The following is a 24,776-nucleotide window of genomic DNA, read 5'->3' on the forward strand; positions in this document are numbered from 1 at the left end:
AGGAACAATTATTATGAAAGCACTTCCCTTAAAAGGCTTGACGGTACTCGAGTTCAGCCAGTATTTATCGGGCCCTTCGGCAGGTTTGCGCCTGGCCGACCTGGGAGCAAGGGTCATCAAGATCGAGCGGCCGCAGGGCGGCGACGCCTGCCGCAAGCTGTCCATCAAAAACCTGTGGGTGGACGACAGCTCGCTCCTGTTCCATACCATCAACCGCAACAAGGAAAGCTTTACCGCCGACCTGAAAAAAGAAGAAGACCGCGCCCTGCTGCGCAAACTGATCGCCCAGGCCGACGTGGTCACCCATAACTTCCGCCCCGGCGTGATGGAAAAGGTGGGCTTCGACTACGGCTCCGTTCAGGCCATTAACCCGAAAATTATTTATGCCGAAGTAACCGGCTACGGCAAGAAAGGTCCCTGGAAGCACCTTCCGGGACAGGACCTGCTGCTGCAATCCATGAGCGGACTGGTGTTCGCCAGCGGCAACGGCGGCGACAACCCCCTGCCCTTCGGCATCGCCATCGGCGACATCCTCTGCGGGGCCCAATTAGTGCAAGGCATTTTGGCCGCCCTCATCCGCCGGCACAAGACCGGCAAAGGCGCTCTCATCGAGATCAGCCTCATGGAATCGCTGCTCGACTTCCAATTCGAGCTGCTGACCACCTACTTCGCCAGCGGCCAGATGCCCCGGCGCAGCCTGGTAAGCAACGGCAACCCCCTTCTGGGTGCCCCCTACGGCCTGTATGCCACCGCCAACGGCCACATCGCCATTGCCATGGTGAACCTGCAAAAGCTGGCAACGGTCATCGAATGCCCCGCCCTGGAAGGCTTTTCCCAGGACGATGCCTTCAGTCGCCGCGACGAGATCAAATCCCTGCTGGCCGCCCACGTGGCCCAGCAATCCTCGGAATTCTGGCTCGATAAGCTGCGCGCCCACGACCTCTGGGCCATGGACGTGCTCAACTGGCAACAAATGAAGGCCCACGAAGGCTACCAGTGCCTCGGTATGGAGCAGACCCTGCAGGCGGCCAACGGCAAGCAGTTGGTCACCACCCGCTGCCCCATCCGCTTCAACGGCCAGAAACTGTTTTCCGCCCGCCCGGCACCCGCCCTCGGCGAGCACACGGAAAAAATTCTGAAGGAATTGAAAGGGCCCGCCACCCTGCCCAAAGAAGGGCTGCGGCCGGCTATCCCCTTTACCCAAAGCGCAGCCGTTTAACCGAAAAAAGCCAACTGCTTATAAACTTTCTACCAGGACCATTCAAAAGGCCTCTTCCCAAGCCTCCCGTGAAAGGGGGAGGCCGGGGAGGCCGAACCACTAGCTATGAAGATGTTGGAAGATATTATCGTCGTTGATTTCAGCCAGTTCCTGTCGGGACCCTCGGCCAGCCTTCGTCTGGCGGATATGGGCGCGCAGGTGATCAAAATAGAAAAACCCGGTACCGGCGACATCTGCCGGCAATTATATGTATCCGATGTATGGATCGAAGGTGAAAGCACGATCTTCCATACCATCAACCGCAACAAGCAAAGCTATGCGGCCGACCTCAAAAACCCCCAGGACCTTGAAAAGGTAAAGGCACTGCTGGCCAAAGCCGACGTGCTGCTGCACAACTTCCGCCCCGGCGTCATGGAGCGGCTCGGTCTGGACTACGCCACCGTAAAAGCCCTGAACCCCTCCATCGTGTATGCCGAAATCAGCGGCTACGGCAGCGAAGGCCCCTGGAAAAACCTCCCGGGCCAGGACCTGCTGGTACAATCGCTCTCCGGCCTTACCTGGCATACCGGCAACGAACAAAGCGGTCCCACCCCCATGGGCGCGGCCGTGGTGGACGTGCTGGCCGGCACCCACGTGGCCCAGGGCATCCTGGCAGCCCTCTACCAGCGGGCCATCTCCGGCGAAGGGGCCCTGGTGCAGGTAAGCATGCTGGAAAGCGTGCTGGACTTCCAGTTTGAAGTGCTGACCTGCTTTTACAACGATGGCGAGCAACTGCCCGTCCGCAGCAACGTCAACAACGCCCACGCCTACGTGGCCGCCCCCTACGGCGTTTACAAAACCGCCAACGGCTACCTGGCCCTGGCCATGGGCAACATCCTCCAGCTGGGCACCCTGTTGGGCTGTACCCCCCTGGCCGCCTACACCAACAGCGCCGACTGGTTCAACCAGCGCGACGAAATCAAAGAACACCTGGCCGCCCACCTGCAAACCCAAAGCACGGAGCACTGGCTGTCCATCCTGCAGCCCGCCGACATCTGGTGCGCCAAGGTTTTCGATTACGACATGCTGCGCCAGGAAGAAGCCTACCAGGCCCTCGACATGGAACTGGAAGTGAAAACCTCCAACGGCCTGACCATCACCACCACCCGCTGCCCGCTGCGCATCGACGGCGAACGCCTTTCCTCCGATAAAGGCGCCCCGCTGCTCGGAGAACATAACCGCGAGGTGGAGCTGCAGTTTGGGCTGGTCTGAAAGTTCCTGAGTTCTTAAAGGCACCTGCCTTACTACAATTACGCTGTTGTTGATTGAATAATCTGCAACAGCGTAATTTTTTATAGAAATAGAAAACGCCCCATCTGGGAACTCAGGAACTAACCCGTAAACTTGTAAACTCGTAAACATTGCCATATGATCGATACACACGTACACATCTGGGATTTAGACAAAGCGGAATACAACTGGCTGAAAGGCGATACCTCACTATTGAACCGAACCTTTGCCATTGAAGAATTGGAGGAAGAGCGCATAGCCGCCGGCGTTACAGCGGGGGTGCTGGTGCAGGCAGCGGGCAATTTCGAGGATACGGAGCTGATGCTGGAAACGGCCAGGAGCACCCCCTGGATCACCGGCGTGGTCGGCTGGCTGCCCCTGCAGGATCCCGAAGCCACGCAGAAAGCCCTGGAAGCGTATGGGAAAGACCCCTACTTCAAAGGGGTGCGTCACCAGATACACGACGAAGCCGACCCGCGCTGGCTGTTGCAGGATAAAGTAGTGGAAAGCCTGCAGGTTGTGGCGGCACATAACCTTCCTTATGATGTGGTGGGCATCCTGCCCGTGCACCTGGAAACGGTGCTGCAACTGATGCCTAAAGTTCCGGGCCTGCGGATGGTGCTGGACCATTTGAACCAACCGCCCATTGCCTCCGGTGAGCGCTTCGGGAAGTGGGGGGAGCTGATAGCAGAAGCCGCCAGGCATCCCCAACTGCACGCAAAAATATCCGGGCTGGGTACCACCTCGGGCAATTTCACCGGCTGGACGCCCGCCGACCTGGAACCCTACATCGCTTTTGCCCTGGAACATTTTGGTGAAGACCGCTGCTTTTGCGGCGGCGACTGGCCGGTATCCCTGCTGGCCGGCAGGTATACGCAAATCTGGAAAGCCTATCAAAGCATCCTGCAAAAATTATTGAGCAGGGAAGGGCTGCAAAAAGTGCTTCAAAAGAATGCTGTAACCTTTTACGGTTTGTAAATCCGGTAAGGGTTCGGAACCCTTTGCTTCCGAGCCCTTTTCTTCATTTAATGTTTTAACGTTCATTTACCTCTTTCCCGATTAGCTTCGCGCCTTTACTACCTAAAGCAAATGAAATTCGGCATCCCCTTACCTCGAACTTCCCGGCCCATTTACGTGATCGGCGCCGGCGGCATCGTGAACGATGCGCACCTGCCGGCCTATAAGCTGGCCGGCTTTGACGTGGCCGGCATCTTCGACCTGGACCGTGAAAAGGCAGCCGCCACCGCCTGTAAGTTTTCTATTCCCCACGTTTTTGATAGCCTGGAAGCCTTGCTGCAGGCGGCGGCGCCCGAAGCCGTGTTCGACCTGGCCCTGCCGGCTGTGGCGTTTCCCGCCATCCTGTCGCAGTTGCCCGATGGCGCGGCCGTGCTGATGCAAAAGCCCATGGGCGACAACATGGACCAGGCAACAACCATATTAAAACTGGCCAGGGAAAAGAACCTGGTGGCCGGCGTGAACTTCCAGCTGCGCTATGCCCCCATGATCACCGCCGCCCGCAACCTGATCAACGAAGGAAAGCTGGGCGAGCTCTGCGACATTGAACTGAACCTGAACGTGTTCACGCCCTGGCACATCTGGAAGTTCCTGTACGGACTGCCCCGCGTGGAAATCCTGTACCACAGCATTCATTATATCGACCTGGTGCGCTCGTTCCTCGGCAACCCCAAAGGCATGTTCGCCAAAACCATGAGCCACCCCGCCATGAAGGAACTGGCCTCGGTGCGTACCAACATGATCATGGATTACGGCGATACGGTGCGGGCCAATATTTTTACCAACCACTGCCACCGATTCGGCCTGACGAACCAGCAGTCGTACATAAAGTTTGAAGGCACCGAAGGCGCCATTAAAATAAAGCTGGGATTGTTGATGAACTACCCGCAAGGGGTACCCGACGTTTTTGAATACGTCTTTCTGGAAGAAGGGAAGGAGCCCCAATGGCAAACGCTGGACGTGGAAGGTTCGTGGTTCCCCCACGCCTTCATCGGCTCGATGGCCCAGGTAATGCGGGCCGCCGAAGGCTCCATCGCCCGGCCCGACAATTCCGTGGAAGATTGCCTCCACACCATGGCCTGCGTGGAAGCGGCGTATCGCTCCAGTGAGAAAGGCGGCGTTGCGCTGGAAGGAATTGGTTAATTGGGGTATTTGTTAATTGGTTAATTGGGAATCAGGAACGCCGCCCCCCATTCCAAATTAACCAATTAACAAATACCCCAATTAACCAATACCTATGGTTTCAACACCACCTTCACGCAATTATCTTCTTTCTTGTTGAAGATATCGTACATGTTGGGGGCGAGGTCGAGGGGCACCTTGTGGGTGATCACATCATCCAGCACCACGTGTCCTTCTTTAACCAGGGCAAACAGGTGGTCGATATAGCGGTGTACGGGGGCCTGGCCTCCCATGAGCCGGATACCTTTGTCGAACCATTTGTAGAGCGGGTAGTTGTCATAAGGCGAGCCGTAAACGCCTACTACCGTTACCGTGCCGCCGCGGCGTACCGCGTCGAAGCAAAGCTCCAGTACCTTCATCGTTCCTTTCTCCACCTGCAGCACGTTGCGCATCTTTTCCATCACACCGCGGCGGGCTTCCATGCCTACCGCATCCACGCATACATCGGCGCCACGGCCGCCGGTCATCTGGCGGATGGCTTCCACGGCATTCACTTTATCGGCATTGATCACCTCCGACTTGGCGCTTTGCCGGGCCATATCGAGGCGGTAAGGCTCGATATCGATGCCGATAACCCGTCCCGCTCCCTGCAGCCAGGCCGCCTTCTGGGCCATGATGCCTACCGGTCCGCAGCCGAAGACCGCCACCGTTTCGCCTCCTTTGAGTTGCGCCCAGTCGATGGCCGCCCAGCCGGTGGGAAAGATGTCGGTCAGGAACAGCACCTGCTCATCGGCCAGGTCGTCGGGAACGATGCGGGGACCATAATCGGCATAGGGCACCCTTACGTATTCGGCCTGCCCGCCGTTGATGCCGCCATAAATGTCCGTATAACCGAAAAGGGCGGCGCCGGCACCTTTGCCTTTGATGATCTCGCCTTCGGGGCCGTAATGTTCGGGGTTGGAGTGCTCGCAATGCACGGGCAGGCCCTGGTTGCAGAAAAAGCAGCCGCCGCAGGCAATGGGGAAGGGGACCACCACGCGGTCGCCTTTTTTGAGGTTGCGGACACCCGGACCCACTTCTTCCACAATGCCCATGAACTCGTGCCCCAGGGTCATGGGGCGGGGCTGGGGGATCATGCCGTTATAAATGTGCAGGTCGGACCCGCAAATAGCCGTGGAGGTCACCCGTAAAATCACATCCCGCGCCTGTTCGATCTTCGGATCGTCTACCTTGTCTACACTCACCTTTTTAGGACCATGAATAACTAATGCCTTCATTGTTTCAGATTTAATAAAGAAATGAGCAGAGGCGCATGGGCATCCTTGGGGTACCCATGCGCTCCGGATGCTCATTACCTTATCAAATATGTGACCTATTTTATCCGGCTAATCCGGAGCATCACCTGGTCCGTCAGGCGGTTGCAGCGGCTCAGGTGGAAGGGCAGGAGTTCCTCCTTGCGATAAAGCTGGCCCAGGGATTGGCGCAGCAGGGCCTTTGCCCGGTTGAGGCGGACCTTGATGTTGACGGCGCTGAGGTCGAGGCTGGCGGCCGTTTCGGCCACGTTCAAACCTTCCACCTCCCGCAGGACGAAAACAGTCCGGTACTTTTCGGGCAGCGCCAGGATGGCCTGCTCCAGCATCTGGTTCAGCTCGGACCGCAGCACCTCGGTCAGCGGGGTGGGCGAGTGGTCGTGGGGAGAAAGGGGGGCGTCGGGCATGGCGGTAAATTGTTGGCGTTTTTTTACCTGCAGCAGGCATTCGTTGATGAGGATCCGGGTGAGCCAGGTGGCAAAGGCCGAGCGAAAGGCAAAATGGTCCAGGTGTTCGTAGGCATGGATATACGCAACCTGCATGGCTTCTTCTGCCTCCGCCTCCGCCTTGGTAATGGACAGGGCGATACGGTACAGCCGCTGGTTGTACCGCCGCACGATCAGGGCGTACCATTCCTTTTCGCCCCGCAGCACGCGGTGGATGATCTCGTTGTCCGGCAGGGTTTCCGTCTGGGGTGTGTCGAAAGCGTTCATATGAATGTGTCCTTCGCCCATTGGAGTGCAGGGGTGGGGTGAAGGTTACAAAAATACGCCCCTATTTTTTTGTAACCTTTTCGGGCCGGGCGGGCTCCAATGGCCAGAGCAGCGTGTGCTGCTTCTTTCCTTCACCCCAAATAAAAATAGCATGTACACTACCCTTCATCAAGCCGAAAACGTGCAGCAGGTCTTAAAATACACCTATGGCCTGGTACCCATTGTGGCGGGCCTCGACAAGTTTACGAACCTGCTGACGGACTGGAGCCATTACCTCAGTCCCTTTGCAGCGGGCATCCTGCCCTTCGGTGCCGAAACCTTTATGATGGTCGTCGGCCTCATTGAAATAGCCGCCGGCATACTGGTGTTGCTCCGCCCGCATATCGGGGCCTACGTGGTCATGGCCTGGCTCATCGCCATCGCCCTCAACCTCATCCTGGCCGGCTATTACGACGTGGCGGTCCGCGACCTGGTGATGTCGGTGGGCGCTTTTGCCCTGGCCCAGCTGACCGTACCCGAAAAACGGGCGGCGCTGGCGTAAGGCCGCCTCACCCTGCCTCCCCGGCCCCTTCCGCTACGGCGGAAGGGGCCGCATTTTTTTAAACTGATCATTTCCTGGACCTTTGCCCCTTATTGCTTTACCAGATGGAAAAAGAACTGTGGCAGCAGATCGTGGACGGCGACCGCCAGGCATATGCCGGACTGTACCGCGATTATTTCAAAAAATTCTACAATTACGGCCGGAAGTTCACCGCCGACGCGCTGCTGGTGGAGGATTGCATCCAGGAGGTTTTTTTGGATTTCTGGACCCGGAGGGAGGCCGCCCGCCCCATCGATTCCCCCAACAGCTACCTGTTTTCCGCCTTCCGGTTTACCCTGTTTAAGAAAATGAAGCAGTCGGCCCGCTATGTTCCCAGCGAGGAAGTGGAGGAGGGGCCCGACTTTTCCATCGACGCCCTGATCATCGGCCGGGAAAGCGATAGCGAACTGCAACGGCGGCTGCAGGCAGCCCTGGAAAGCCTGACGGCCCGCCAGCGGGAAGCCATTTTTCTGCGGTTTTACGAAGGCCTTTCCTACGAGGAGGTCGCCTCCGTGCTGGGCATCTCGGTCAAGGCCACCTATAAAATCATGGCCCGGAGCCTGGCTACCTTAAAGGAAAATATGGGGGTGCTGCTGGGCGTCCTGCTGGCCCTGTTGCGCCAATCGCAGGGATTCTAAAAATTTTTTAAAAATAGTTTCAGACCCGTGGGGTAAAAAAGAAACCCTGCGGTACATACTTATACAACATGAGCAACCTCTTCAATTTTGAGCCCTACCCGCAGTTCGGGGAAGCCGACCTGATCGCCGACCCGCACTTCCAGGAGTGGGTGCTCCGGCCGACGGAAGAAAACCGGCGGTTTTGGAATGCCTTCGTGGAACGCTACCCGGCGAAGCAGGAAGAGGTGGAAAACGGACGGCTGTTCCTGGAGCGGTTGTCCTTCCGGGAAGAGGTTCCGGCCGCCGACCGGGTGGAGGCGCTGCTGCAGCAGCACCTGGCTGCCATCGATGGCCTGGAAGCGGGAAGGGTGGTGGCCTTGCCCCGGCGCCGCTGGACCGGGTTACTGAAGGCTGCCGCCCTGCTGGCAGGCGCCGTGCTGATCCTGAGCTTGCTGCTGCTGCGCAACCGCAAGGAAACCGTCGAAACCGCCTACGGCGTCCTGAAAACGGTGACTTTGCCCGACCGCTCCACGGTGGTGCTCAACGCCCACTCGAAGATCGAGTACCGGAAAAAATGGAAGGAAGGCGCGCCCCGCGAGATCTGGCTGGAGGGCGAAGCGTTTTTTGACGTCACCCACCTGAACCGCGATGCCCGTGCCGTCCGGCCGGGCGAGCGCTTCGTGGTCCATACCGGCGACCTGGACGTGGAAGTGCTCGGCACCTCCTTTAACGTGCGGCAGCGCCGCGGCAAAACCGAGGTGGTGCTGCAGGAAGGATCGGTGAAACTGGCCTTCCGCGACAAAACTCATAAAGACGTGCTCATGAAACCCGGGGAACGGGTGGCCTATGCAGCCGGTGCGCAACGGCTGGAACAGGGCACCGCCAACCCGGAAAACTATACGGCCTGGAAGGAGAAAAAGCTGATCCTGACCAACCCCACCGTAACCGAAATCACCCGTTACCTGGAAGACGTCTACGGCAGGAAGATCATGTTGGAGGCCCCCGCCATGGGAAGTACAACCATCGAAGGGCCCCTGCTGCTGAACAACCTCGACGACGTCCTCTTTATCCTGTCGACCGTCCTGAATGCGGAAGTAGTCCGGACCGACAGCACCGTGACCCTGCGACCGAGATAAGAACCTATTTTTCAACAACAAACGAAAACTTCGCCACATGATTGCTCGCCACTTGAAAGGGCTGGTAGTGATACTATTGCTCTTCAGCAACCATATATTTGCCCAAACCTCCTCCGTCCCGCTGCGGGAGGCCTTAAAGAAGGTGACCAAAACCTTTGGTACCCAGTTCGTCTTCGACCGCAAGCTGGTCGACGGCAAAAGCACCGCCTACAATTTATCCGACCTGAATAAAAAGCAGGTGGAAGAAGTGCTGAAAGGCATTTTGTATCCCAACAACCTCGTTTTCCTCTACGTCAAGCCCAATTATTATACGATCGTCACCAAGGACCGGGTCGGTAATAAGGAATCGCAGGAACCCGCACCTTCCTTTGCCGTGACAGCCAGTTCGGTACCGGCGCCGGTAACAGGGACAGCGAAGATGAAGATCACCGGTACGGTCACCGACAGCGCCGGCAAGGGCCTGCCCAATGTGACCGTGACCGAAGCGGGTACCCGCAACTCAACGGTCACCACCGGCGACGGCAGCTTTGCGCTGCTGGTGGCGGGCCGCCAGTCCGTGCTGGTATTTTCGTCCGTAGGCTATGCCACCCAGCAGGTGCCTGCCGGCAGCGGCGCGTCGCTGACCGTGGCGCTGCAGCAGGTGAATGCTTCCCTGGGCGAAGTGGTGGTGGTGGGTTACGGTACCCAGCGCCAGAAAGATGTGACCGGCGCCGTGGCCGCCCTCAACGCCAAGGACTTTAACCAGGGACCCATCCTCAGCCCCCAGCAGGCCATGCAGGGCCGGATCGCCGGGGTGAACATTTCGCAGAACAGCGGCAAGCCGGGCGCCTCCAATACCGTCCGCGTTCGCGGCGGCACCTCGCTGACCGGCTCGAGCGACCCGCTCTACGTGATCGACGGCGTGCCCATCTCCACCGCCGCCGGCGTATCCCAGGCCAACATCCGCGGCAACGGCACCGACGTGTTCGACCAGGAACCCACCAACCCGCTGATGACGCTCAACCCCAACGACATCGAGTCCATCACCGTGCTGAAAGACGCTTCCGCCGCCGCCATCTACGGCTCCCGGGCCGCCAACGGCGTGATCGTGATCACCACCAAGAAGGGCGCTGCCGGCAAGGCCAAGGTTTCCCTGGGCATCACCGCCGGCCTGTCCAAGGTGGCCAAAACCCTCGACGTGCTCACGGCCGACCAGTACCGCAAGGTGGTGACCGACCTGGGCCTGCCCCTGAACGACAAGGGCGCCCATACCAACTGGCAGGACGAAATTTACCGCCCCGCCCAATCACAGGATTACTACCTGTCGCTGTCCGGCGGCGCCGACAAGACCACCTACCGGGCCTCTTTGGGCTACGGCAACCAGGAAGGGATCATGCTGGGCTCGAAAATGAACCGCACCAACGCCCGCCTCAACATCAACCACTCGGCCCTGAAGGACCGCCTGACCTTCGACATGCGGGTAAACTACGGCCAGACCTTCAACCAGGCCGCCCCGGTTTCCAACAGCGTGGGCAGCGAGGCCGGCACCAGCATGAACTACGAATCCTACGTGTTCAACCCTACCTACCCGGTCTATGATTCGGCCGGCAAGTACACCCATGTGCTGCCCTACCGCATCAACCCGGTTTCCTTTTCCACCGACGTGCTGGACGAGCGCACCAACAACCGCTTCATCGGCAACCTGTCCACCACCTATAAAATTCTCAACCCCCTGAGCATTAATGTGCACGTGGGCTATACCAACCAGCACACCAACCGCAACTCGTATATCAAACAGGCCAGCCCGCTGGGCGAGGGCCTGGGCGGCTACGCCAGCGTGCAGAAGCTGGAGGACTGGAGCAAGCTGATGGAGACCGTGCTGCGCTACAACCAAAAGCTCGGGGCCCATTCGATGGACGCCATTGCGGGTTACTCGTACCAGTATTTCCGCGAAGAAGCCAACCGCGGCACCGCCAACGGCTTCCTGTCCGACGAATTCAAATGGTACAGCCTGCAGGCCGCCAGCTCCGCCACCACCCTCACTACGATGACCCAGAGCAACCTGCTGATCTCGTTTTACAGCCGTGCCAACTACAGCTACGACGACCGCTTCCTGCTGACCGCCACCATCCGGCGCGACGGCTCCAGCCGCTTCGGCCCGGCCAACAAATGGGGTACCTTCCCCTCGGGTTCCGCAGCCTGGCGGATTTCTAAAGAAGCTTTCTTTCATTCCAAGACTATATCGGACCTGAAGCTGCGCGCCTCCTACGGCGTCACCGGCAACCAGGAGATCGGCAACCTGAATTCGCTGACCACCCTGGGCGCCACCTCCACCGGCTACATGGTCGGCGGGCAGCGCATCACCACGGTGCTTCCCCAGCAGTACGCCAACCCCGACCTGAAATGGGAACAGACCGCCCAATTCAACGCCGGGGTGGACTTTGCCCTCTTCCACAACCGCCTCCGCGGTGGACTGGACTACTACATCAAGACCACTTCCGACCTGCTGCTGCGGCTGGCCGTGCCTTCGCCCACCGCCGTGAACACCCAGCTGGCCAACGTGGGCAGCGTGGAGAACCGGGGCGTGGAGCTGGAGCTGAACGGAAAGATTGTGGATCAGAAAGACTTTGGCTGGGACGCCAACCTGAACTTCAGCCGCAACCGCAACAAGGTGCTGAGCCTGTCCAACGACAAGTACCAGGGCAAGGACATCCAGATCGCCCCGCTGCAGGGCCAGGGCCTGTCGGGTGTGTACGCCCAGCTGATCACGCCCGGCCAGCCCCTGGGTGCCTTCTATGGCAAACGGTTTACCGGCATCAAGGGCGGCGTGGAGCAGTTCCTGCCCGGCGACACCATCATCGGTTCGGCCCAGCCCAATTTCACCTTCGGCCTCGGCAACACCTTCTCCTATAAGAACTGGTCGCTGGCCCTGAACTTCCGCGGTTCGGTGGGCAACGACGTGTTCAACCTGACGGGCAACAACCTGGGCTACATGAGCAACCTGCCCGGCCGCAACGTGTTCCTGTCGGCCGTGGAAAGCGGCGTGGGCCGCGACCAGCCCAAGAAATACTCTTCCCGCTGGATCGAGGACGGTTCCTACGTACGGCTGGATAACCTGACCCTGGGCTACAACGTCAACGTAAAGAACACCTTCCTGTCGAATGCCCGGATTTTCCTGACCGGCCAGAACCTGCTGCTCCTGACCCGTTACTCGGGGCTGGATCCCGAGGTGAATGCCGAAGTATCCGGAACGGGTGTGGCGCCGATGGGCATCGACTACCTCAGCTACCCCAGGGCCAAAAGCGTCAACATGGGCATCAACGTAACCTTCTAACCGATTCGTAAACACAATCAACTTTTAGAAAATGAATTCCTATATAGCAAAATTTGCCGTGGCGGCCGTTGCGGCGCTCAGCTTTGCCGGGTGCACCAAGCTGGAGGAAGAAAAATTCGGCAGCCTGTCGCCGGAAACTTATTATAAATCCGAAAAGGAAGCCCTGTCTTCGGTGGTGGGCGTATATCAATTATTGTCGCAGGTGTCGCATATCGGCGACCCCTGGCGCATCGCCGAATTCGGCACCGACGAATTCATCGTTCCGGGAAGGGCCAGCGGCGGCTGGTTCGACCAGGGCAACATCGACATCATGCTGCACCAGGTGACCCCCGCCAATGCCACCACCGGCCGGGCGTGGAAAAACATCTTCCAGGAGATCGGCACGGCCAACGCGGTGCTGGAAAGCCTCGAAAAATCGCCCAACAAGGCCAGCCTCAAAGCGGTGATCGCCGAAACCCGGGCCCTGAGGGCGTATGGCTACTTCTATGCCATGGACTTCTGGGGAAACGTGCCGCTGGTGACCGTGGCCCGCATCGACCCGGCCAACCTGCCCAAAACCACCAAAAGGGAAGACGTCTATAAATTCATCGAGTCGGAACTGCTGGCCGCAGCCGAAGACATGCCTTCCGTGACGCAGGTGAACCGCGACGCTTATTACCCCCGCTTTACCCGGGAAGCCGTGTATGCGGCCCTGGCCACCCTGTACCTGAACGCCGAAGTGTATACCGGCACGCCCCAATGGGACAAAACCCTGGCGATGTGCGAAAAGGTGATCGGCACCGGCGCCTATGCCCTGGAAAAGGCCGTGGTGGACAACTTCAAATCGACCAACGAGAAAAACTCCAAAGAGCTGATCTCCGCTTTTTCCGTGGATCCCACCAAGAATGCCGGCGGCAACCAGTTTATCCTGTACACGCAGCATGCGCTGGATAAAAAGAAATACAACCTGCCCTTTATCCCGGCCCACGGCTACAGCACCTTCCAGGAAGCCCTGGACCGCTACGAGGACCGCGACCAGCGCAAAGGCCTGATCGAATACGGTCCCCAGACCTACCTCGATGGCTCGCCCCTGAAAGACGACAAAGGCAAGCAGCTGGTGCTGGTGCCGGTGCGTGATTTGATCAGCGCCGAGGACGACGAAGGCTACAAGGTGCTGAAATACACGCCGGTCGGCGCCACCTGGAACGGGTTCAACGGCGACAACGACCTGGTGCTGATCCGCTATGCCGATATCCTGCTGATGAAGGCCGAAGCCCTGTTCCGCACCGGCAAGGCCGAAGACGCGCGGAAGCTGGTGAACCAGGTGCGCGAGCGCAGCAACGCTACGCCGCTGGCCAGCCTGACACTGAAAGACCTCGAAAACGAACGGGCCCGCGAGTTCATCTGGGAGGGCCACCGCCGCCGGGACATGATCCGTTTCGGCTCGTATTTCACCGGCACCTGGAAGTTCAAGACCACCCAGACGGAAAAATGGCGGGCTATTTATCCCATCCCTGCCGAACAGATCACTGCCAATCCCAACCTTCAGCAGAACGAAGGCTATAAATAATGGGTTTACTCATAAGTCCCGGGGCCTTTTGCAAGCAAGGCTTTCGGGACTTTTCCATTTTTGGAAAATAACATTTTGAGTTCCGCCAATAATTTTACATTCACCTTTTCAGAACAAAATATTTGCACCAGAAACGCTCATGAAAAATTACGTTGCCGCTTTCATCACACTTCTTGGCTCCGCACAGCTGAATGCCCAGTCCACTGCCGGTATCACCGGCAAGCCGGATACGTCGTATTCCAATTACAGCGCATATACAAAAACGCTGAAGTCGCATCCCAACATATCCCTGGTGCCGGAATATAAATCGCCGGCGGTGGCGGAAAAGCGGGCGATCGCCTACTGCAAAGCCGGCGACCGCAACCTGCTGATCGATGCTTTTTACCCCGCCGGGGCACAAACGAAAAGCAAGGTCACGGCCTCCGCTGCCCGCCCGGCTGTGGTGATCATTCACGGCGGCGGCTGGCGTTCGGGCAACCGCACCCAGCACTATCCTTTGGCGCAGCGCCTTGCCGCCCTGGGGTATGTCTGCTTTACCCCCGAGTACCGCCTGTCGACCGAAGCCCTGTACCCGGCGGCGGTGGACGACCTGAAATCCGCGATCCGGTGGGTGAAGGCCCATTCGAAAGAATATGGAGTGGATACCAGCCGGGTGGCCGTCCTCGGCTTTTCGGCAGGAGGGGAGCTGGCCGCCTTCCTGGGCACCACCGGCGGCATGCCCCGCTTTGAAGGCGGGGGCTGCGAAAAAGACCACAGCACCACCGTCCAGGCCATTGTGGACCTCGACGGCACCCTTTCCTTTGTGCACCCCGAAACCGGCGAAGGCGACGACAGCAAGTCCACTTCGGCGGGTACGTACTGGTTTGGCTACAGCAAAAAAGACAATCCCGATCTTTGGAAAGACGCCTCGCCGCTGACCCATGCCGGCCCGAACACGCCGCCCACGCTCTTTATCAACAGCTCGGTGGCCCGGATGCATGCCGGCCGCGAAGATTACCGGGCCCTGCTCGACCGCCACGGCATTTATTCCGAAGTGCGCTCCTTCGACGAGGCGCCGCATTCCTTTCCGCTGTTCCACCCCTGGTTCGAACCGATGGTGAAGTATACCGATGATTTTTTGAAAAAGGTGTTGAAAAAGTAACCGCATAAAAAAACCGCTCCCATCCCGGAAGCGGTTTTTTTCTTTGCGATGCGCTTATTTGACTTCAACGGTCTTGCTGATTTTTTGAGCACCTTCTTTTTTGGGGATGCTCAGGCACAGCATACCATCGGCATACCTGGCTGTGATTCCCTCGGCATTTACGGTCTCGTCGAGTTGGAAGCTGCGGCTGAAAGATTGCATGCCGTATTCCCGGCGCAGCCAGCCTTCCTCCTTGTTCTCCTCTTTCTCTTCCGCTCTGTGTTCAAAAGATACGGTCAGCATTTTGTTGTCCACGCTGATGTTGAAGTCTTCCTTGCGAAGACCCGGGGCCACGAGTTGCATTTCATAGGTAGTAGCGGTTTCGCGGAGATTGACCGGCACCCGTTGGGTATGGGTCAGCCCGCGGAAGCCCCAGTTGTCGTCATCAAAGAAGCGGTTCAGGCTGTTTTGGAAAACGTTATCAACTAAACCGTTAAAAGTCATGGGCGCATTACCGGCATTTCTTTTAAGGATGTTAGCCATAGGTCCTCCTTTTTTTAAGAACTACTTTATCCCTGCAAAGGGAGTGCTAAATCCTACGGATGAGGAAAAACTGTCAGCGAAAACGGAAAAGCAGGCAGCAGGAGGGCCCCTAATTTCGGCGGCTTTTTGATGAGCTTTGAAATAAAAGTGACAATCCGTCGTTACATCTTTACCCTGAAGGAAAAACGGCAAAGGCCGTTAGCGCCCTTCGATGATTGCCCGGGATTGCCCCTTTGTTGTCAGGTGAAGTGGTCCCGGCAGGAGTGTTTATTCCCGTGCGCTCTTTACCTGGAATTTATTGTTGCCTTATACGGAATCATATGAAAGGAGTTTTTTATTTTTTGGTAGTATGCCTTTGCATTTCCTGTAACGACCAGCCGTTGAATGAAAAAAACGTAGCCAATGAAAAATGGATAAAAAATAATTTTCCGTTGGCGGAGGAAAGCGCCAACTTCAAGGACACCACGCATTTACGCGTGCGGATCTCGTCGAAAAAAGGTATGCTGGGCTTCCTCAAACCGTCGAATCTCGACCCCAACGGCGCTTTTGGCAAGCTGATTGCTATTCTGAGCCGGTTTTACGCCACGCCGCACAACCCGAAGACGAAAACCACCTACGCCTTTTTCAACGGCGATGCGGGGGGCAAGATCACCGAAACGGTCACCGACCCCGGGGCCCTGTTCGTTCCTGCCCATTATACAGCGGTGCAGGACAACCTGAACTTCCAGTTCCGGGCCATTACGGACGAGATCAACAAGGGCAAGGCCAGCGATAAAACCTTCCATATCCTCCTGTGCGACGGCGAAACCACGATTCGGCGGTACAAGAATTACAATACCACCGAGTTCAGCCAGATCCAGGATGCCGTGAAGGACCTGCTCAGCAAACAGCCCGGCGTTTGCATCGGCGTCATCAGCCTGCTGGCCAACTTCGACGGTCCCTACAATTACGAGATCGACGCAGTGAAGAACGTCACCTGCAAGCGCTACCTGTATGCGTTCTGTTTCTTTGACAAAGCCTTTATTCCCGAATTCCAGCGGTTCGCCGAAGAGGCCGCCAGCCTGCAGGGCCGCGCCTTCCTCTTCAACCCGAAGGTGCCCGCGGCGCTGGTGAGCACCGGCTACCGGGTAGTGCCCAAAAAGCTGGGCGCCACCAACAAATCGGCCCACGACTATTTCGCGGCCTATTCGTTTTTGCGCAACACGCCCGACAGCATCGTGGCGCAGAACACCATCAGCCATTTCAAAGGCATCAGCCTGCCGGCCCTGGAGTACACCGTGTACTACCACAAGCCGCAAAAGGATTTTAAGGTAGCCCAGGAAGGTAAAAAGGAAGGAAGCGGTGTCTGCACGGTAGATAATGCCCGCAGCTCCTTCGCCGCGGCCCTGGCCCTGCCCAAGGATAAGATCAAACCGGGCGTTTACCGCCTGGAAACGGCGCCGAACTACAATGCCCCGGTCAACAAGATCACGGGCTTTGACATCGAAAGCCAGAATATCGACGACAATACGTTAAACGAGGTAACGGCGGTAAAGTCCGACGGTATCCTGAAAACGGAAGGACTGAAGGACCTGTACGAAGTGATCATCAAAGCGATGGTCGACATCGAGCAGCCGCCTTTTTACAACAACTACCTAACTATCAATAAAGAATAACACCCCATGGAGAAGTTTTATTTTTTCGTGCCGTTCTCGGGCAACGACGAGCTCTGGATCCAGTTCCTCTCGCCGCTTATTTTTATCTGCCTGATCATCGGGCTGGCCGCCGCCGCCCTGTTCGTTTTTACCCGCACCCGCGAACCCAACTCGCAGGTGCAGAACCGCTACTGGTGGCTGGTGTACGCCTTTGCCCTGGTGGGCACCATCATTTCGGTCTGGGTGCTGAAAAATAAGATCGAGGCGCATGCCGAGCTGCCGGACGGCGACAGCTTTGCCTTCGAGCTGGGCGGCGTGCTGCCCGCCCTCTTCGGATCGTTTGTGTACGTGCTGGTATTTTATTACCTCTTTACCAATATCCTGCGCCGCACCCCCGGCAACCCGAAAAAATACTTTCCCACGTTCGTGTTTCCCCAACCCAAAAAATTAAACCACAGATAATGAAGAAGCCCTTAGTCCTCTTTCTCATCGGCGGCAGCGGCGCCAGGTTTCTCCGTTCCCTGCTGTTCCAGCTGGCGGCCGGCCTGCAGCTTGCCGACACCGGCGACATCCGCCTGGTGCTCATCGACACCGACGAAGCCAACGGCAATTACGAATCGGCCCTGCGCCTGCTGCGCCAGTACCAGCGCATCCGCACCCGCATCGAAGAAAACAGCGAGGCCTTCCGCGGCAAGGACAAATCGGCCCTCTTTCACCACCCGGTTTACCTCCACGACGAAAAGCACGTGTTCCTCTCACCCCTGGACGTGCAAAAGCGCAGCCTGGGCAACATCATCGACTACATCAACCTCACGGCGGAACAAAAGGATTTCGTGAACCTGATGCTCACCCGCGACGAGCTGGGCGAGGACCTTTCCATCGGCTTCCAGGGACGGCCCAACATGGGCACCATCGGCCTCGAAGCCATTGAAGGCGTCATCCAGGAGTCCACCAAGCTGCGCAACCTGCTGGGCGAGAGCCCCGACCTGGAGGCCGAAGGCCTGCAGGAGGCCCGCTTCTTTACCGTTTCTTCGATGTTCGGCGGCATGGGCTCCAGCGGCATGCCCATGATCGTGAACAAATTCAAAAAGAAAGCCTACAACAATATTCCCATCGGCGCCCTGGGCTACATGCACTATTTCAAGATCAACGAGGGAAAAGGCAACAACGACAGCAAATACTTTCCCCAGCGCACCAACCTGGCCTACGACCATTACAAGACCGACTTTTCCGACAAGATCAACCTGCTCTACACCATCGGCAAACCTTTCGAGGGCGAGGCCGGCGTGTCCTATGCCCCCGGCAAAAAGGAGCAGAAGAACCAGGCCCACCTGGTGGAATTCTTTTCGGTAACGGCGCTGCAGCATTTCTGCAAACATGCCCCCACCTCGCCTTCGCCCCGCGACCTGAAGGCCCATGCCCTGCACCTCAAAGGCGACATGCAGGCCACCAGCGCCGGGGAGGAGTACGCCGCCCAGTTCGAAAACTACATCCGCCTGGTGCTGATCGCCAAATACTTTACCGAGCGGTTTTTAAAGCAGTACAACACCGAGGAAATGAAGAACATCCACTGGGTGAGGTACGCCAACTTCGACCAGTTCCAGACCGACGAAAAGGAGCTGCTGCAGTCGTTCTTTACGGAGCTGCTGGCCTACGATTCCGAAGAGCTGTACAACTACAGCGGCCTGCGCCTCGTGGATTCGCGCAAATTCCCCACGACCATATCGGCCGTGGTGCCGCACAAGAGCTACCGCGAGCACAAGACCGGCATATTCTCCAAGCGGCGGTACGACAACTACAAAGAAATCGACGTGGACGCCATCACCGACAAGGACGTAGCATCCAAGAACCATATCCCGCGGCTGCTGGCCACTTTGGACAAATCCTTTACTTCCCTTTACAACAACATCTATAAATAACGGTATTATGTCAAGCGATGCATTGAAAAGCCTGCTGCCCGAAGAATACGCCCGCGAGATCCGGAGCACCGAGCTCGGGTGGCAGAAATATACCATGACCAACGTTTCGGTAGAACTGGACGAGAACGACCGCATCGACGAAGTCAGCGCCCTGCCCACCCCCTGGGCCCGCATGCAGTTCGTGGAAATGGCCTTTTCCAAATGGAAGGGCGACGCCGCCCTGGAAAAGACCCTGACGGCCGAAGAAAAACGGATCATCAACTACACCTTCGACCTGCTGGAGCTGCTGTTCTACCAAAACTTTTACAGCAAGGAGCTCGAGTTCAGCGAAGTGCCGCAGTTCAGCGCCGACAACATCTTCGCCCGGGCTACCCGCACCTTTTTCGACTACGAGCTGCCCACCCTCATCAAGGTTAAGGAAGCCGGGGCGCCCTCCAGCCTCCTGGGCTCCACCTCGCCCTATACGCTGGTGTACCCGGCCTACCACTATATTTCCCAGAGCTTTCCCATGGGGGAGACCCGCAGCCTGTTCGACCGCAACGCCAAAGACATTTTCCTGAAAGGCAGCCGCCCCGAAAAGTTCCTGGCGTACCTGAAATTCTTGGCGCAGCAGCTGCCCGGCGACAAAAAGCACCCCACCCAGCACTTCAAGACTGCCCTGCTCAACGCCACCAGCGACCTGCAGGCCCTGGGCGAGGACGACCTGGAAGCGCTGGAGCTGGACCCACAGGCCCGGGCGTATTCGTCCGACGACGAGGACAGCCGCCACGACAACCTGCGGGCGAAGTTCACCGCCGGCCAGCCCGCCTTCGAGTTGCGCAAGCTGAAAGCCCGCCACAGCCTGCAGTCGCCCTATTTCTACTCGGGCAACCGCGTGGTGATCGGCGGCTTCAACAAGGGAGGGGAGAACTATGTTTCGGGCTTCCCGCTCAAACTCAAAACGGCCTACAACGACGTTTTTTCCCACAGCCGCAGCGTGCTGCCCAATACCATCATCAAGCAGCAGTGGGTGCACGAAGGCGACTTCTTCACCCCGCGGCTGCTGCAGATGCCCTACGAGCTCAATGCCGACGCCTTCTACCTGGGCGTCATCGAGCAGACCCACAACCAGCATTTCGCCGTGCCGCTGGCGAACCTTTATTTCGAGAACGACCAGCACTGGGACGAAAACCAGCACCCGAAGTTCGAGACCAACCTGTCGGTGAAAGACGAGTTCGGAAAATACCGGGCGGAAGTGGAGGTGCAGCTGCAGGCACGTGAAAAGCCGATCCGCCTCTCCCGCCTCTACGAGCCCCGGGACGTGATCAAGGACCTGGTGGATGCCGCCTGGGCCGTGAAGGTGTTCCCCAACTTTTACATTTCCAACCTGTCGGAAGGGGGCTATAAGGACAGCATCGGCGACCTGCCGTATTTCGTGAGCCTGTTCGACGAAACCGGCAACCCCAACTTCCCCGTCCGCAGCGGCCTGCGCTTTTTTGGAAAAGGCAACCAGGAGGTGAAACCAGAAGAAGCCGACCAGCAGCTGCGCAAGAAAAAATTGTACAGCAACGCCCTCGACGCCCTGCGCAACTACCGCCTGGGCGGGCCTTTCCGCCGCATCGAGGTGTCGTTCGAGCTGGGCGCCCAGAAAGAACCCTTCGTCTTCAGCCTCGTGCCCAAATTCGTGGGCAAGGTGTACAACTACAACAAGGATACGGGCGTGCGCATCGGCATGGACTTCGGCACCACCAACACCGTGGTGGCCTACAAGTTCACCGGCGCCAACAACCCCATCGAGATCGCCGACTTCAAAACGCTGGGCGAGCTGACGTCCTTCCCCGCCGGCACCCGCATCAAGGAGCTGAACGAGGGCTACCACGACGTGTTCTCGCGCTACTTCTTCGAGCCCCAGGGGTACCGCAACCCGATCTTCCGCAGCGTCATCAGCTATTCGAAGGGCACCAGCAGCTTCCGCGACTGGGTGAACTTCAATCCCTACCTGCACCCCGAGATCCCGTACCCCGAGGAAACGCCCAACGAGGTGCGCACCGAGTTCAAGTGGGACATCAACAACGAAGCCTTCCGGGCCCAGGCCTTCGAATGGGTATCGCACTTCATCACCTCCAACCTGCTGCTGTTGAAATACCTGCTGCTGGAGAAGGAGGAAAACATGAACCTGAACAACATCAAGCTGATCTGGTTCTACCCCCTGGCCTTCGACAAGGTGCAGCTGCAGAACATCCGGAAAATCTGGAACGACCAGAGTTTGCAGGTGTTTCCCACGCTGCGCAACAACATTTTCGACCTCGACGAATCGATCGCACCCTTTATCAATTCGCTCTATTATTCCAGCAGCAACACCAACAAGATCCTCAATATCGACATCGGGGGCGGTACCACCGACATCTGTTTGATGAAAGGCACCACCCCCCAGCTGAAGCTGTCGCTGCCTATTGCCGGCCGCAACATCCTGGGCGACCTGTACAACCAGGTGAACAACCCGCTTTACCACAACAGGAAAGTATGGGCGCTCGAGGAGCCGGAAGTGGACCCCGCGGACAAGAAACGTAAAAAGCAGAACAGCCACGAGTTCTTCATCAAGCAGGACCAGCGCAAGAAGAACGACATCATCCGGGCCTGCGCCCCCGTGATCTGCTTCTTCGGATTCAGCATCCTCAAATACGTGAAGCTGGTGCTCGACCTGAACCGCGATGCGGCAGGGGAGAAGAAGGAGGATATCTACCCCGACATCATCCAGTTCTCGGGCAACGGCTCCAAGATGTTCGAGCAGATCATGTCGAACGAAACGCAGTACCATTTTTCGCTCAAGGCCAAGCGGCATACCTTCAACAAGTTTGTGCGCCTGATCTTCGGCAAGGACATTTCCATCGAGTTTTCCGAAAGCCTGAAGGAAGATACCGTAAAAGGCGGCGTCCGGTTCCTGGACGATCCCCAGCATGCCCACGAGCTGTCGGCCGACAACACCTCGGTGCAGAAGGAGATCATTGGCGAGAACATCAACGAGCTGCCTTACGACAGCCTGGTGGGCAATATCCGGGGCGAGTCGACCATTTCCATCAATACCGAGAAGGGCAGCTACCTGCTCAGCGAGTTCCTGGTGGAATTCCACAACATGGTCAAAAGCGACCCGCAGATGTTCCAGCTGCTCTTTCACAGCACCTCGGAGGTGGAGATCTACAAGATGGAAAAGTACCTGCGGCGCCAGATCGAGGACAAGGACTACATCAAGCTGCAGAATTTCATTGCCGGCGGCATGAAGGAATCGGGCGTTCAAATGCGCCAGCTGCAGGCCTCGCTGCTGATGTACGAACTCCAGGGCATCATCAATGAAATGACCCGGGAGGCCTAAGGAGCAAGTACGAGGTACGAGGTTAGAAGTACGAAGTAAGGAAAGAAACCTTTATACTTCTCAACCGTTTTTATTAGCTTGGCGTACCAGATCCCAAACGGTGATCTGGTACGCCTTACCATTAAATAACCGTTCTATTAGAAAATTTTTACCAAGAAACCATTTAACCTGATACACTTCTGATGGGTAGTCCGGATCTGCATTTTCTTCTATTAGGCATCGTTATCCTCCTGCAAATCATTTTCCTGGGGCGCACCATTGCCATGGGCAATAAAATAAAAAACATCTTTTCGGCTTCCGAAAGTCCCTACGAGGTCACCGAGAACGAAGGGCGTCATTACATCCATTCCAAAAGCAAGTCGGGCGATCTTTCCCGCATCAACGACGAGATCAACCGCTATTTAAGCAGCCACTACTTCAACAACAAAACACCCGACATCTCCCAAATATTTTTGATGATCAAGGACCGCAGCCGGGTGCACGACAGCCTGGCCGGCTTCTTTGCCACCATCCCCATCCTGATTGGCCTGGCGGGTACGGTACTGGGACTGTTCTTTGCCTTTTTCAATTTTCAATCCACCGATACGGCCGAAGCGGCGGATTTTTTGAACATCATTTCCAAAAGTTCGTCCATCGCCTTTATCGGCACCCTTTCGGGAATCACCTGCACCATTATCGGCAACTACTACAACAACCACTGCAAGATGGAACGGGACATCAGCATGAACCTGTTCCTGTCCTTCCTCAATACGCACCTCTCGCCCCTGCTGCCTACCCTGAAGGACGAGACCGTGGCGCTGGTAGCCACCTCGCTGCACCACTTCAGCCAGGATTATTTCCACCAGTTCGAGAACTATACCAGCGAGTTCCGCCAGATCAACCAGCAGATCAGCCTGCTGTACCACAACGGCCTGAAGGACATCATCGAACGCAACAGCCAGAACCTCGAAAAGCTGAACCTCTATATCGACAAGCTGGAAAGCCTCAACGAAATTTCAAAGGGCATCACCTTCCAGCCCGCCCTGGTGTCCGAATTTTCCACGGCCGCGTCCCGGCTGGTACAATCCCTCGACGACTCCGCCGCCCACCACCGCGAGAACGTCCGCTTCCTGGAAGACCTCTTAACCGCCTACCGCAAGCTCGAAGAACGGGCCCACAACAACATCATCGACCTTACGGCCGACAAGCAGGTATTTGCCGACTATGGCCTGGCCATCCGCCGCTTCATCGAAACGGGCGAGCAGCGCATGAACGCCTTTTCGGCCATCAGCGCCTCCTTCGACGAGGAGCTGAAAACTATGGGCACCGAGTACGTCCATACCGTAGGCGTCGTGAAAAAGGAGCTGGTGGAACAGGTGGAACGCACCTTCGACACCGAGGGCTACCGCGACTTCGCCCGCCAGATCCAGATCATCCAGGCCTCGGTGGAAAAGGAATCGGAAAACATCCGCCAGCTGGCCACCGCCTTTGCGCAACTCAACGACAAGGTATCCCACCAGCTGATTCCTGCCTTTTCCAAAACTTCCGATTCCCTCAACACCATGAACGTATTCCTCCGGAACGACCTGCCCCGGGCCCTGGAAAATACCATCGAAGCCAATAAACGCATGGTACAGGAAACCAGCCGGCAGCTCCTGACCGAACCGCGCTCCTGGGGCCAGTGGTCCTTCCAGCTGGTGCAACGTCTTTTTAAAGGGAAGAAGAAAGGGGAGGGCCGCTGATGGACGAGCAGAACAACGACTACTTCTGGCCCTCCTACGTGGATTTCATGATGGTGCTGTTCTTCATCGCCCTCGGCCTGGGCGGCTACATGTTCCTGGAGTACAACAACAAAATAAAAGCGGGCAGGAAGTACGAAACCCTCGTAAAGGAAGTGATCCGCATCAACGAATCCCTCAAAAATGAATTCGAGCGCAACCACCTGCAGATCGACTTTTCGAACAAGGAAAAAATAAAGCTCAAAGGGGATTTTTACTTCGAAACGGCTTCTTACGAATTGAAGTCGGACGAAGCGGTCCGGAATATCCGGGCCATCGGCCGCAGCTTCAAGAAAGTGCTGGACGCGGATTCCAACTTTGCCAAGTACTCCATCCTGGTGGAGGGCCATACCGACGACGTGGCCGATGACGACTACAACAACATCCTCAGCTACAACCGGGCCCTCTGCATCACCCGCATCTGGTCGGAAGGCTACGGCTTCCAACTGCCCCGGTACGACATCATCGCCTCGGGCTTCGGCGAGCGCAAGCCGGTAGCCGACAACATCACCCCCGCCCACCGGGCCCTCAACCGCCGCATCGAGATTTCCATTATTCCAAAGCTGAGCGAATTTACCAAAAGGCTGCAGGATTAGCCTCACCCCCGGCCCC

Annotated in this window: 19 protein-coding genes; 16 read left to right on the forward strand and 3 right to left on the reverse strand. The window is 57.4% G+C overall.

Annotated elements, in window-relative coordinates; genetic code table 11:
- The first annotated feature begins 13 nt into the window (after positions 1 to 13).
- From V9K67_RS19005 to V9K67_RS19020, 4 genes are all read left to right on the forward strand, one after another.
- On the forward strand, positions 14 to 1,219 hold the full coding sequence (locus tag V9K67_RS19005; RefSeq protein ID WP_336725189.1) for a CaiB/BaiF CoA transferase family protein: 1,206 nt from the start codon (positions 14 to 16) through the stop codon (positions 1,217 to 1,219).
- A 105-nt stretch (positions 1,220 to 1,324) separates the two neighbouring features.
- Positions 1,325 to 2,470, forward strand: coding sequence for a CaiB/BaiF CoA transferase family protein (locus tag V9K67_RS19010; protein ID WP_336725191.1), 1,146 nt, complete (start codon positions 1,325 to 1,327; stop codon positions 2,468 to 2,470).
- A gap of 156 nt (positions 2,471 to 2,626) precedes the next feature.
- Complete coding sequence (locus V9K67_RS19015) at positions 2,627 to 3,466, forward strand: amidohydrolase family protein (protein WP_336725193.1); 840 nt, start codon at positions 2,627 to 2,629, stop codon at positions 3,464 to 3,466.
- A gap of 111 nt (positions 3,467 to 3,577) precedes the next feature.
- Positions 3,578 to 4,645, forward strand: a complete 1,068-nt coding sequence (locus tag V9K67_RS19020) for a Gfo/Idh/MocA family protein (protein WP_336725195.1) — start codon at positions 3,578 to 3,580, stop codon at positions 4,643 to 4,645.
- Positions 4,646 to 4,737: 92 nt separating this feature from the next.
- Here V9K67_RS19020 and V9K67_RS19025 read toward each other — a convergent pair whose 3' ends face one another.
- Together V9K67_RS19025 and V9K67_RS19030 are read right to left on the reverse strand one after the other, a co-directional pair.
- The gene (locus V9K67_RS19025) at positions 4,738 to 5,901 is read right to left on the reverse strand and encodes a zinc-dependent alcohol dehydrogenase (protein WP_336725196.1); all 1,164 of its coding nucleotides are present in this window, start codon (positions 5,899 to 5,901) and stop codon (positions 4,738 to 4,740) included.
- A 95-nt stretch (positions 5,902 to 5,996) separates the two neighbouring features.
- Positions 5,997 to 6,647 (reverse strand): sigma-70 family RNA polymerase sigma factor, encoded by a 651-nt coding sequence (locus tag V9K67_RS19030; RefSeq protein WP_336725198.1) that lies wholly within the window; start codon positions 6,645 to 6,647, stop codon positions 5,997 to 5,999.
- Between the two features lie 151 nt (positions 6,648 to 6,798).
- Between V9K67_RS19030 and V9K67_RS19035 the strand changes: the two genes are divergently transcribed.
- The 6 genes from V9K67_RS19035 (at position 6,799) to V9K67_RS19060 (ending at position 14,983) form a co-directional block, all read left to right on the forward strand.
- Positions 6,799 to 7,188 (forward strand): hypothetical protein, encoded by a 390-nt coding sequence (locus V9K67_RS19035; RefSeq protein WP_336725200.1) that lies wholly within the window; start codon positions 6,799 to 6,801, stop codon positions 7,186 to 7,188.
- A 104-nt stretch (positions 7,189 to 7,292) separates the two neighbouring features.
- Positions 7,293 to 7,865, forward strand: a complete 573-nt coding sequence (locus tag V9K67_RS19040; protein WP_336725201.1) for an RNA polymerase sigma factor — start codon at positions 7,293 to 7,295, stop codon at positions 7,863 to 7,865.
- 68 nt (positions 7,866 to 7,933) lie between these two features.
- Positions 7,934 to 8,980 (forward strand): FecR family protein, encoded by a 1,047-nt coding sequence (locus tag V9K67_RS19045; protein ID WP_336725203.1) that lies wholly within the window; start codon positions 7,934 to 7,936, stop codon positions 8,978 to 8,980.
- A 37-nt stretch (positions 8,981 to 9,017) separates the two neighbouring features.
- The gene (locus V9K67_RS19050; protein ID WP_336725205.1) at positions 9,018 to 12,293 is read left to right on the forward strand and encodes a SusC/RagA family TonB-linked outer membrane protein; all 3,276 of its coding nucleotides are present in this window, start codon (positions 9,018 to 9,020) and stop codon (positions 12,291 to 12,293) included.
- A 31-nt stretch (positions 12,294 to 12,324) separates the two neighbouring features.
- Complete coding sequence (locus V9K67_RS19055) at positions 12,325 to 13,842, forward strand: RagB/SusD family nutrient uptake outer membrane protein (RefSeq protein ID WP_336725206.1); 1,518 nt, start codon at positions 12,325 to 12,327, stop codon at positions 13,840 to 13,842.
- 139 nt (positions 13,843 to 13,981) lie between these two features.
- Positions 13,982 to 14,983 carry an alpha/beta hydrolase fold domain-containing protein gene (locus V9K67_RS19060; protein WP_336725207.1) on the forward strand — a complete coding sequence of 334 codons (1,002 nt, stop codon included), beginning with the start codon at positions 13,982 to 13,984 and terminating at the stop codon, positions 14,981 to 14,983.
- 54 nt (positions 14,984 to 15,037) lie between these two features.
- On the opposite strand, the gene V9K67_RS19065 is transcribed toward V9K67_RS19060, so the two are convergent.
- The gene (locus tag V9K67_RS19065; protein ID WP_336725209.1) at positions 15,038 to 15,505 is read right to left on the reverse strand and encodes an Hsp20/alpha crystallin family protein; all 468 of its coding nucleotides are present in this window, start codon (positions 15,503 to 15,505) and stop codon (positions 15,038 to 15,040) included.
- A gap of 380 nt (positions 15,506 to 15,885) precedes the next feature.
- On the opposite strand from V9K67_RS19065, the gene V9K67_RS19070 reads away from it, so the two are divergent.
- The 6 genes from V9K67_RS19070 (at position 15,886) to V9K67_RS19095 (ending at position 24,760) form a co-directional block, all read left to right on the forward strand.
- Positions 15,886 to 17,160 (forward strand): hypothetical protein, encoded by a 1,275-nt coding sequence (locus V9K67_RS19070; RefSeq protein ID WP_336725210.1) that lies wholly within the window; start codon positions 15,886 to 15,888, stop codon positions 17,158 to 17,160.
- A gap of 6 nt (positions 17,161 to 17,166) precedes the next feature.
- Positions 17,167 to 17,601: a hypothetical protein gene (locus V9K67_RS19075; protein ID WP_336725212.1), complete on the forward strand. Its 435-nt coding sequence runs from the start codon at positions 17,167 to 17,169 to the stop codon at positions 17,599 to 17,601.
- Positions 17,601 to 19,058, forward strand: a complete 1,458-nt coding sequence (locus V9K67_RS19080; protein ID WP_336725213.1) for a hypothetical protein — start codon at positions 17,601 to 17,603, stop codon at positions 19,056 to 19,058. Before V9K67_RS19075 ends, V9K67_RS19080 begins: the two co-directional genes overlap by 1 nt.
- 7 nt (positions 19,059 to 19,065) lie before the next feature.
- Positions 19,066 to 22,407 (forward strand): hypothetical protein, encoded by a 3,342-nt coding sequence (locus tag V9K67_RS19085; protein ID WP_336725214.1) that lies wholly within the window; start codon positions 19,066 to 19,068, stop codon positions 22,405 to 22,407.
- 182 nt (positions 22,408 to 22,589) lie between these two features.
- A complete protein-coding gene (locus tag V9K67_RS19090) occupies positions 22,590 to 24,128 on the forward strand; it encodes a MotA/TolQ/ExbB proton channel family protein (RefSeq protein ID WP_336725217.1) in 1,539 nt (512 codons plus the stop codon).
- Positions 24,128 to 24,760 (forward strand): OmpA/MotB family protein, encoded by a 633-nt coding sequence (locus tag V9K67_RS19095; protein ID WP_336725219.1) that lies wholly within the window; start codon positions 24,128 to 24,130, stop codon positions 24,758 to 24,760. The genes V9K67_RS19090 and V9K67_RS19095 overlap by 1 nt, the downstream gene beginning before the upstream one ends.
- Positions 24,761 to 24,776 lie beyond the last annotated feature (16 nt).

It is taken from the genome of Huijunlia imazamoxiresistens (assembly GCF_037132455.1).
GTDB classification, from domain to species: domain Bacteria; phylum Bacteroidota; class Bacteroidia; order Chitinophagales; family Chitinophagaceae; genus Flavisolibacter; species Flavisolibacter imazamoxiresistens.

Excerpts from the sequence above, each read along its gene's own strand:
- V9K67_RS19085 (WP_336725214.1), top strand. The coding sequence starts at position 19,066 with ATGTCAAGCGATGCATTGAAAAGCCTGCTGCCCGAAGAATACGCCCGC.
- V9K67_RS19010 (WP_336725191.1), top strand. The coding sequence starts at position 1,325 with ATGAAGATGTTGGAAGATATTATCGTCGTTGATTTCAGCCAGTTCCTG.
- V9K67_RS19060 (WP_336725207.1), top strand. The coding sequence starts at position 13,982 with ATGAAAAATTACGTTGCCGCTTTCATCACACTTCTTGGCTCCGCACAG.
- V9K67_RS19065 (WP_336725209.1), bottom strand. The coding sequence starts at position 15,505 with ATGGCTAACATCCTTAAAAGAAATGCCGGTAATGCGCCCATGACTTTT.
- V9K67_RS19035 (WP_336725200.1), top strand. The coding sequence starts at position 6,799 with ATGTACACTACCCTTCATCAAGCCGAAAACGTGCAGCAGGTCTTAAAA.
- V9K67_RS19005 (WP_336725189.1), top strand. The coding sequence starts at position 14 with ATGAAAGCACTTCCCTTAAAAGGCTTGACGGTACTCGAGTTCAGCCAG.
- V9K67_RS19095 (WP_336725219.1), top strand. The coding sequence starts at position 24,128 with ATGGACGAGCAGAACAACGACTACTTCTGGCCCTCCTACGTGGATTTC.
- V9K67_RS19020 (WP_336725195.1), top strand. The coding sequence starts at position 3,578 with ATGAAATTCGGCATCCCCTTACCTCGAACTTCCCGGCCCATTTACGTG.
- V9K67_RS19045 (WP_336725203.1), top strand. The coding sequence starts at position 7,934 with ATGAGCAACCTCTTCAATTTTGAGCCCTACCCGCAGTTCGGGGAAGCC.
- V9K67_RS19050 (WP_336725205.1), top strand. The coding sequence starts at position 9,018 with ATGATTGCTCGCCACTTGAAAGGGCTGGTAGTGATACTATTGCTCTTC.
- V9K67_RS19040 (WP_336725201.1), top strand. The coding sequence starts at position 7,293 with ATGGAAAAAGAACTGTGGCAGCAGATCGTGGACGGCGACCGCCAGGCA.
- V9K67_RS19025 (WP_336725196.1), bottom strand. The coding sequence starts at position 5,901 with ATGAAGGCATTAGTTATTCATGGTCCTAAAAAGGTGAGTGTAGACAAG.
- V9K67_RS19055 (WP_336725206.1), top strand. The coding sequence starts at position 12,325 with ATGAATTCCTATATAGCAAAATTTGCCGTGGCGGCCGTTGCGGCGCTC.
- V9K67_RS19015 (WP_336725193.1), top strand. The coding sequence starts at position 2,627 with ATGATCGATACACACGTACACATCTGGGATTTAGACAAAGCGGAATAC.
- V9K67_RS19030 (WP_336725198.1), bottom strand. The coding sequence starts at position 6,647 with ATGAACGCTTTCGACACACCCCAGACGGAAACCCTGCCGGACAACGAG.
- V9K67_RS19090 (WP_336725217.1), top strand. The coding sequence starts at position 22,590 with ATGGGTAGTCCGGATCTGCATTTTCTTCTATTAGGCATCGTTATCCTC.
- V9K67_RS19080 (WP_336725213.1), top strand. The coding sequence starts at position 17,601 with ATGAAGAAGCCCTTAGTCCTCTTTCTCATCGGCGGCAGCGGCGCCAGG.
- V9K67_RS19075 (WP_336725212.1), top strand. The coding sequence starts at position 17,167 with ATGGAGAAGTTTTATTTTTTCGTGCCGTTCTCGGGCAACGACGAGCTC.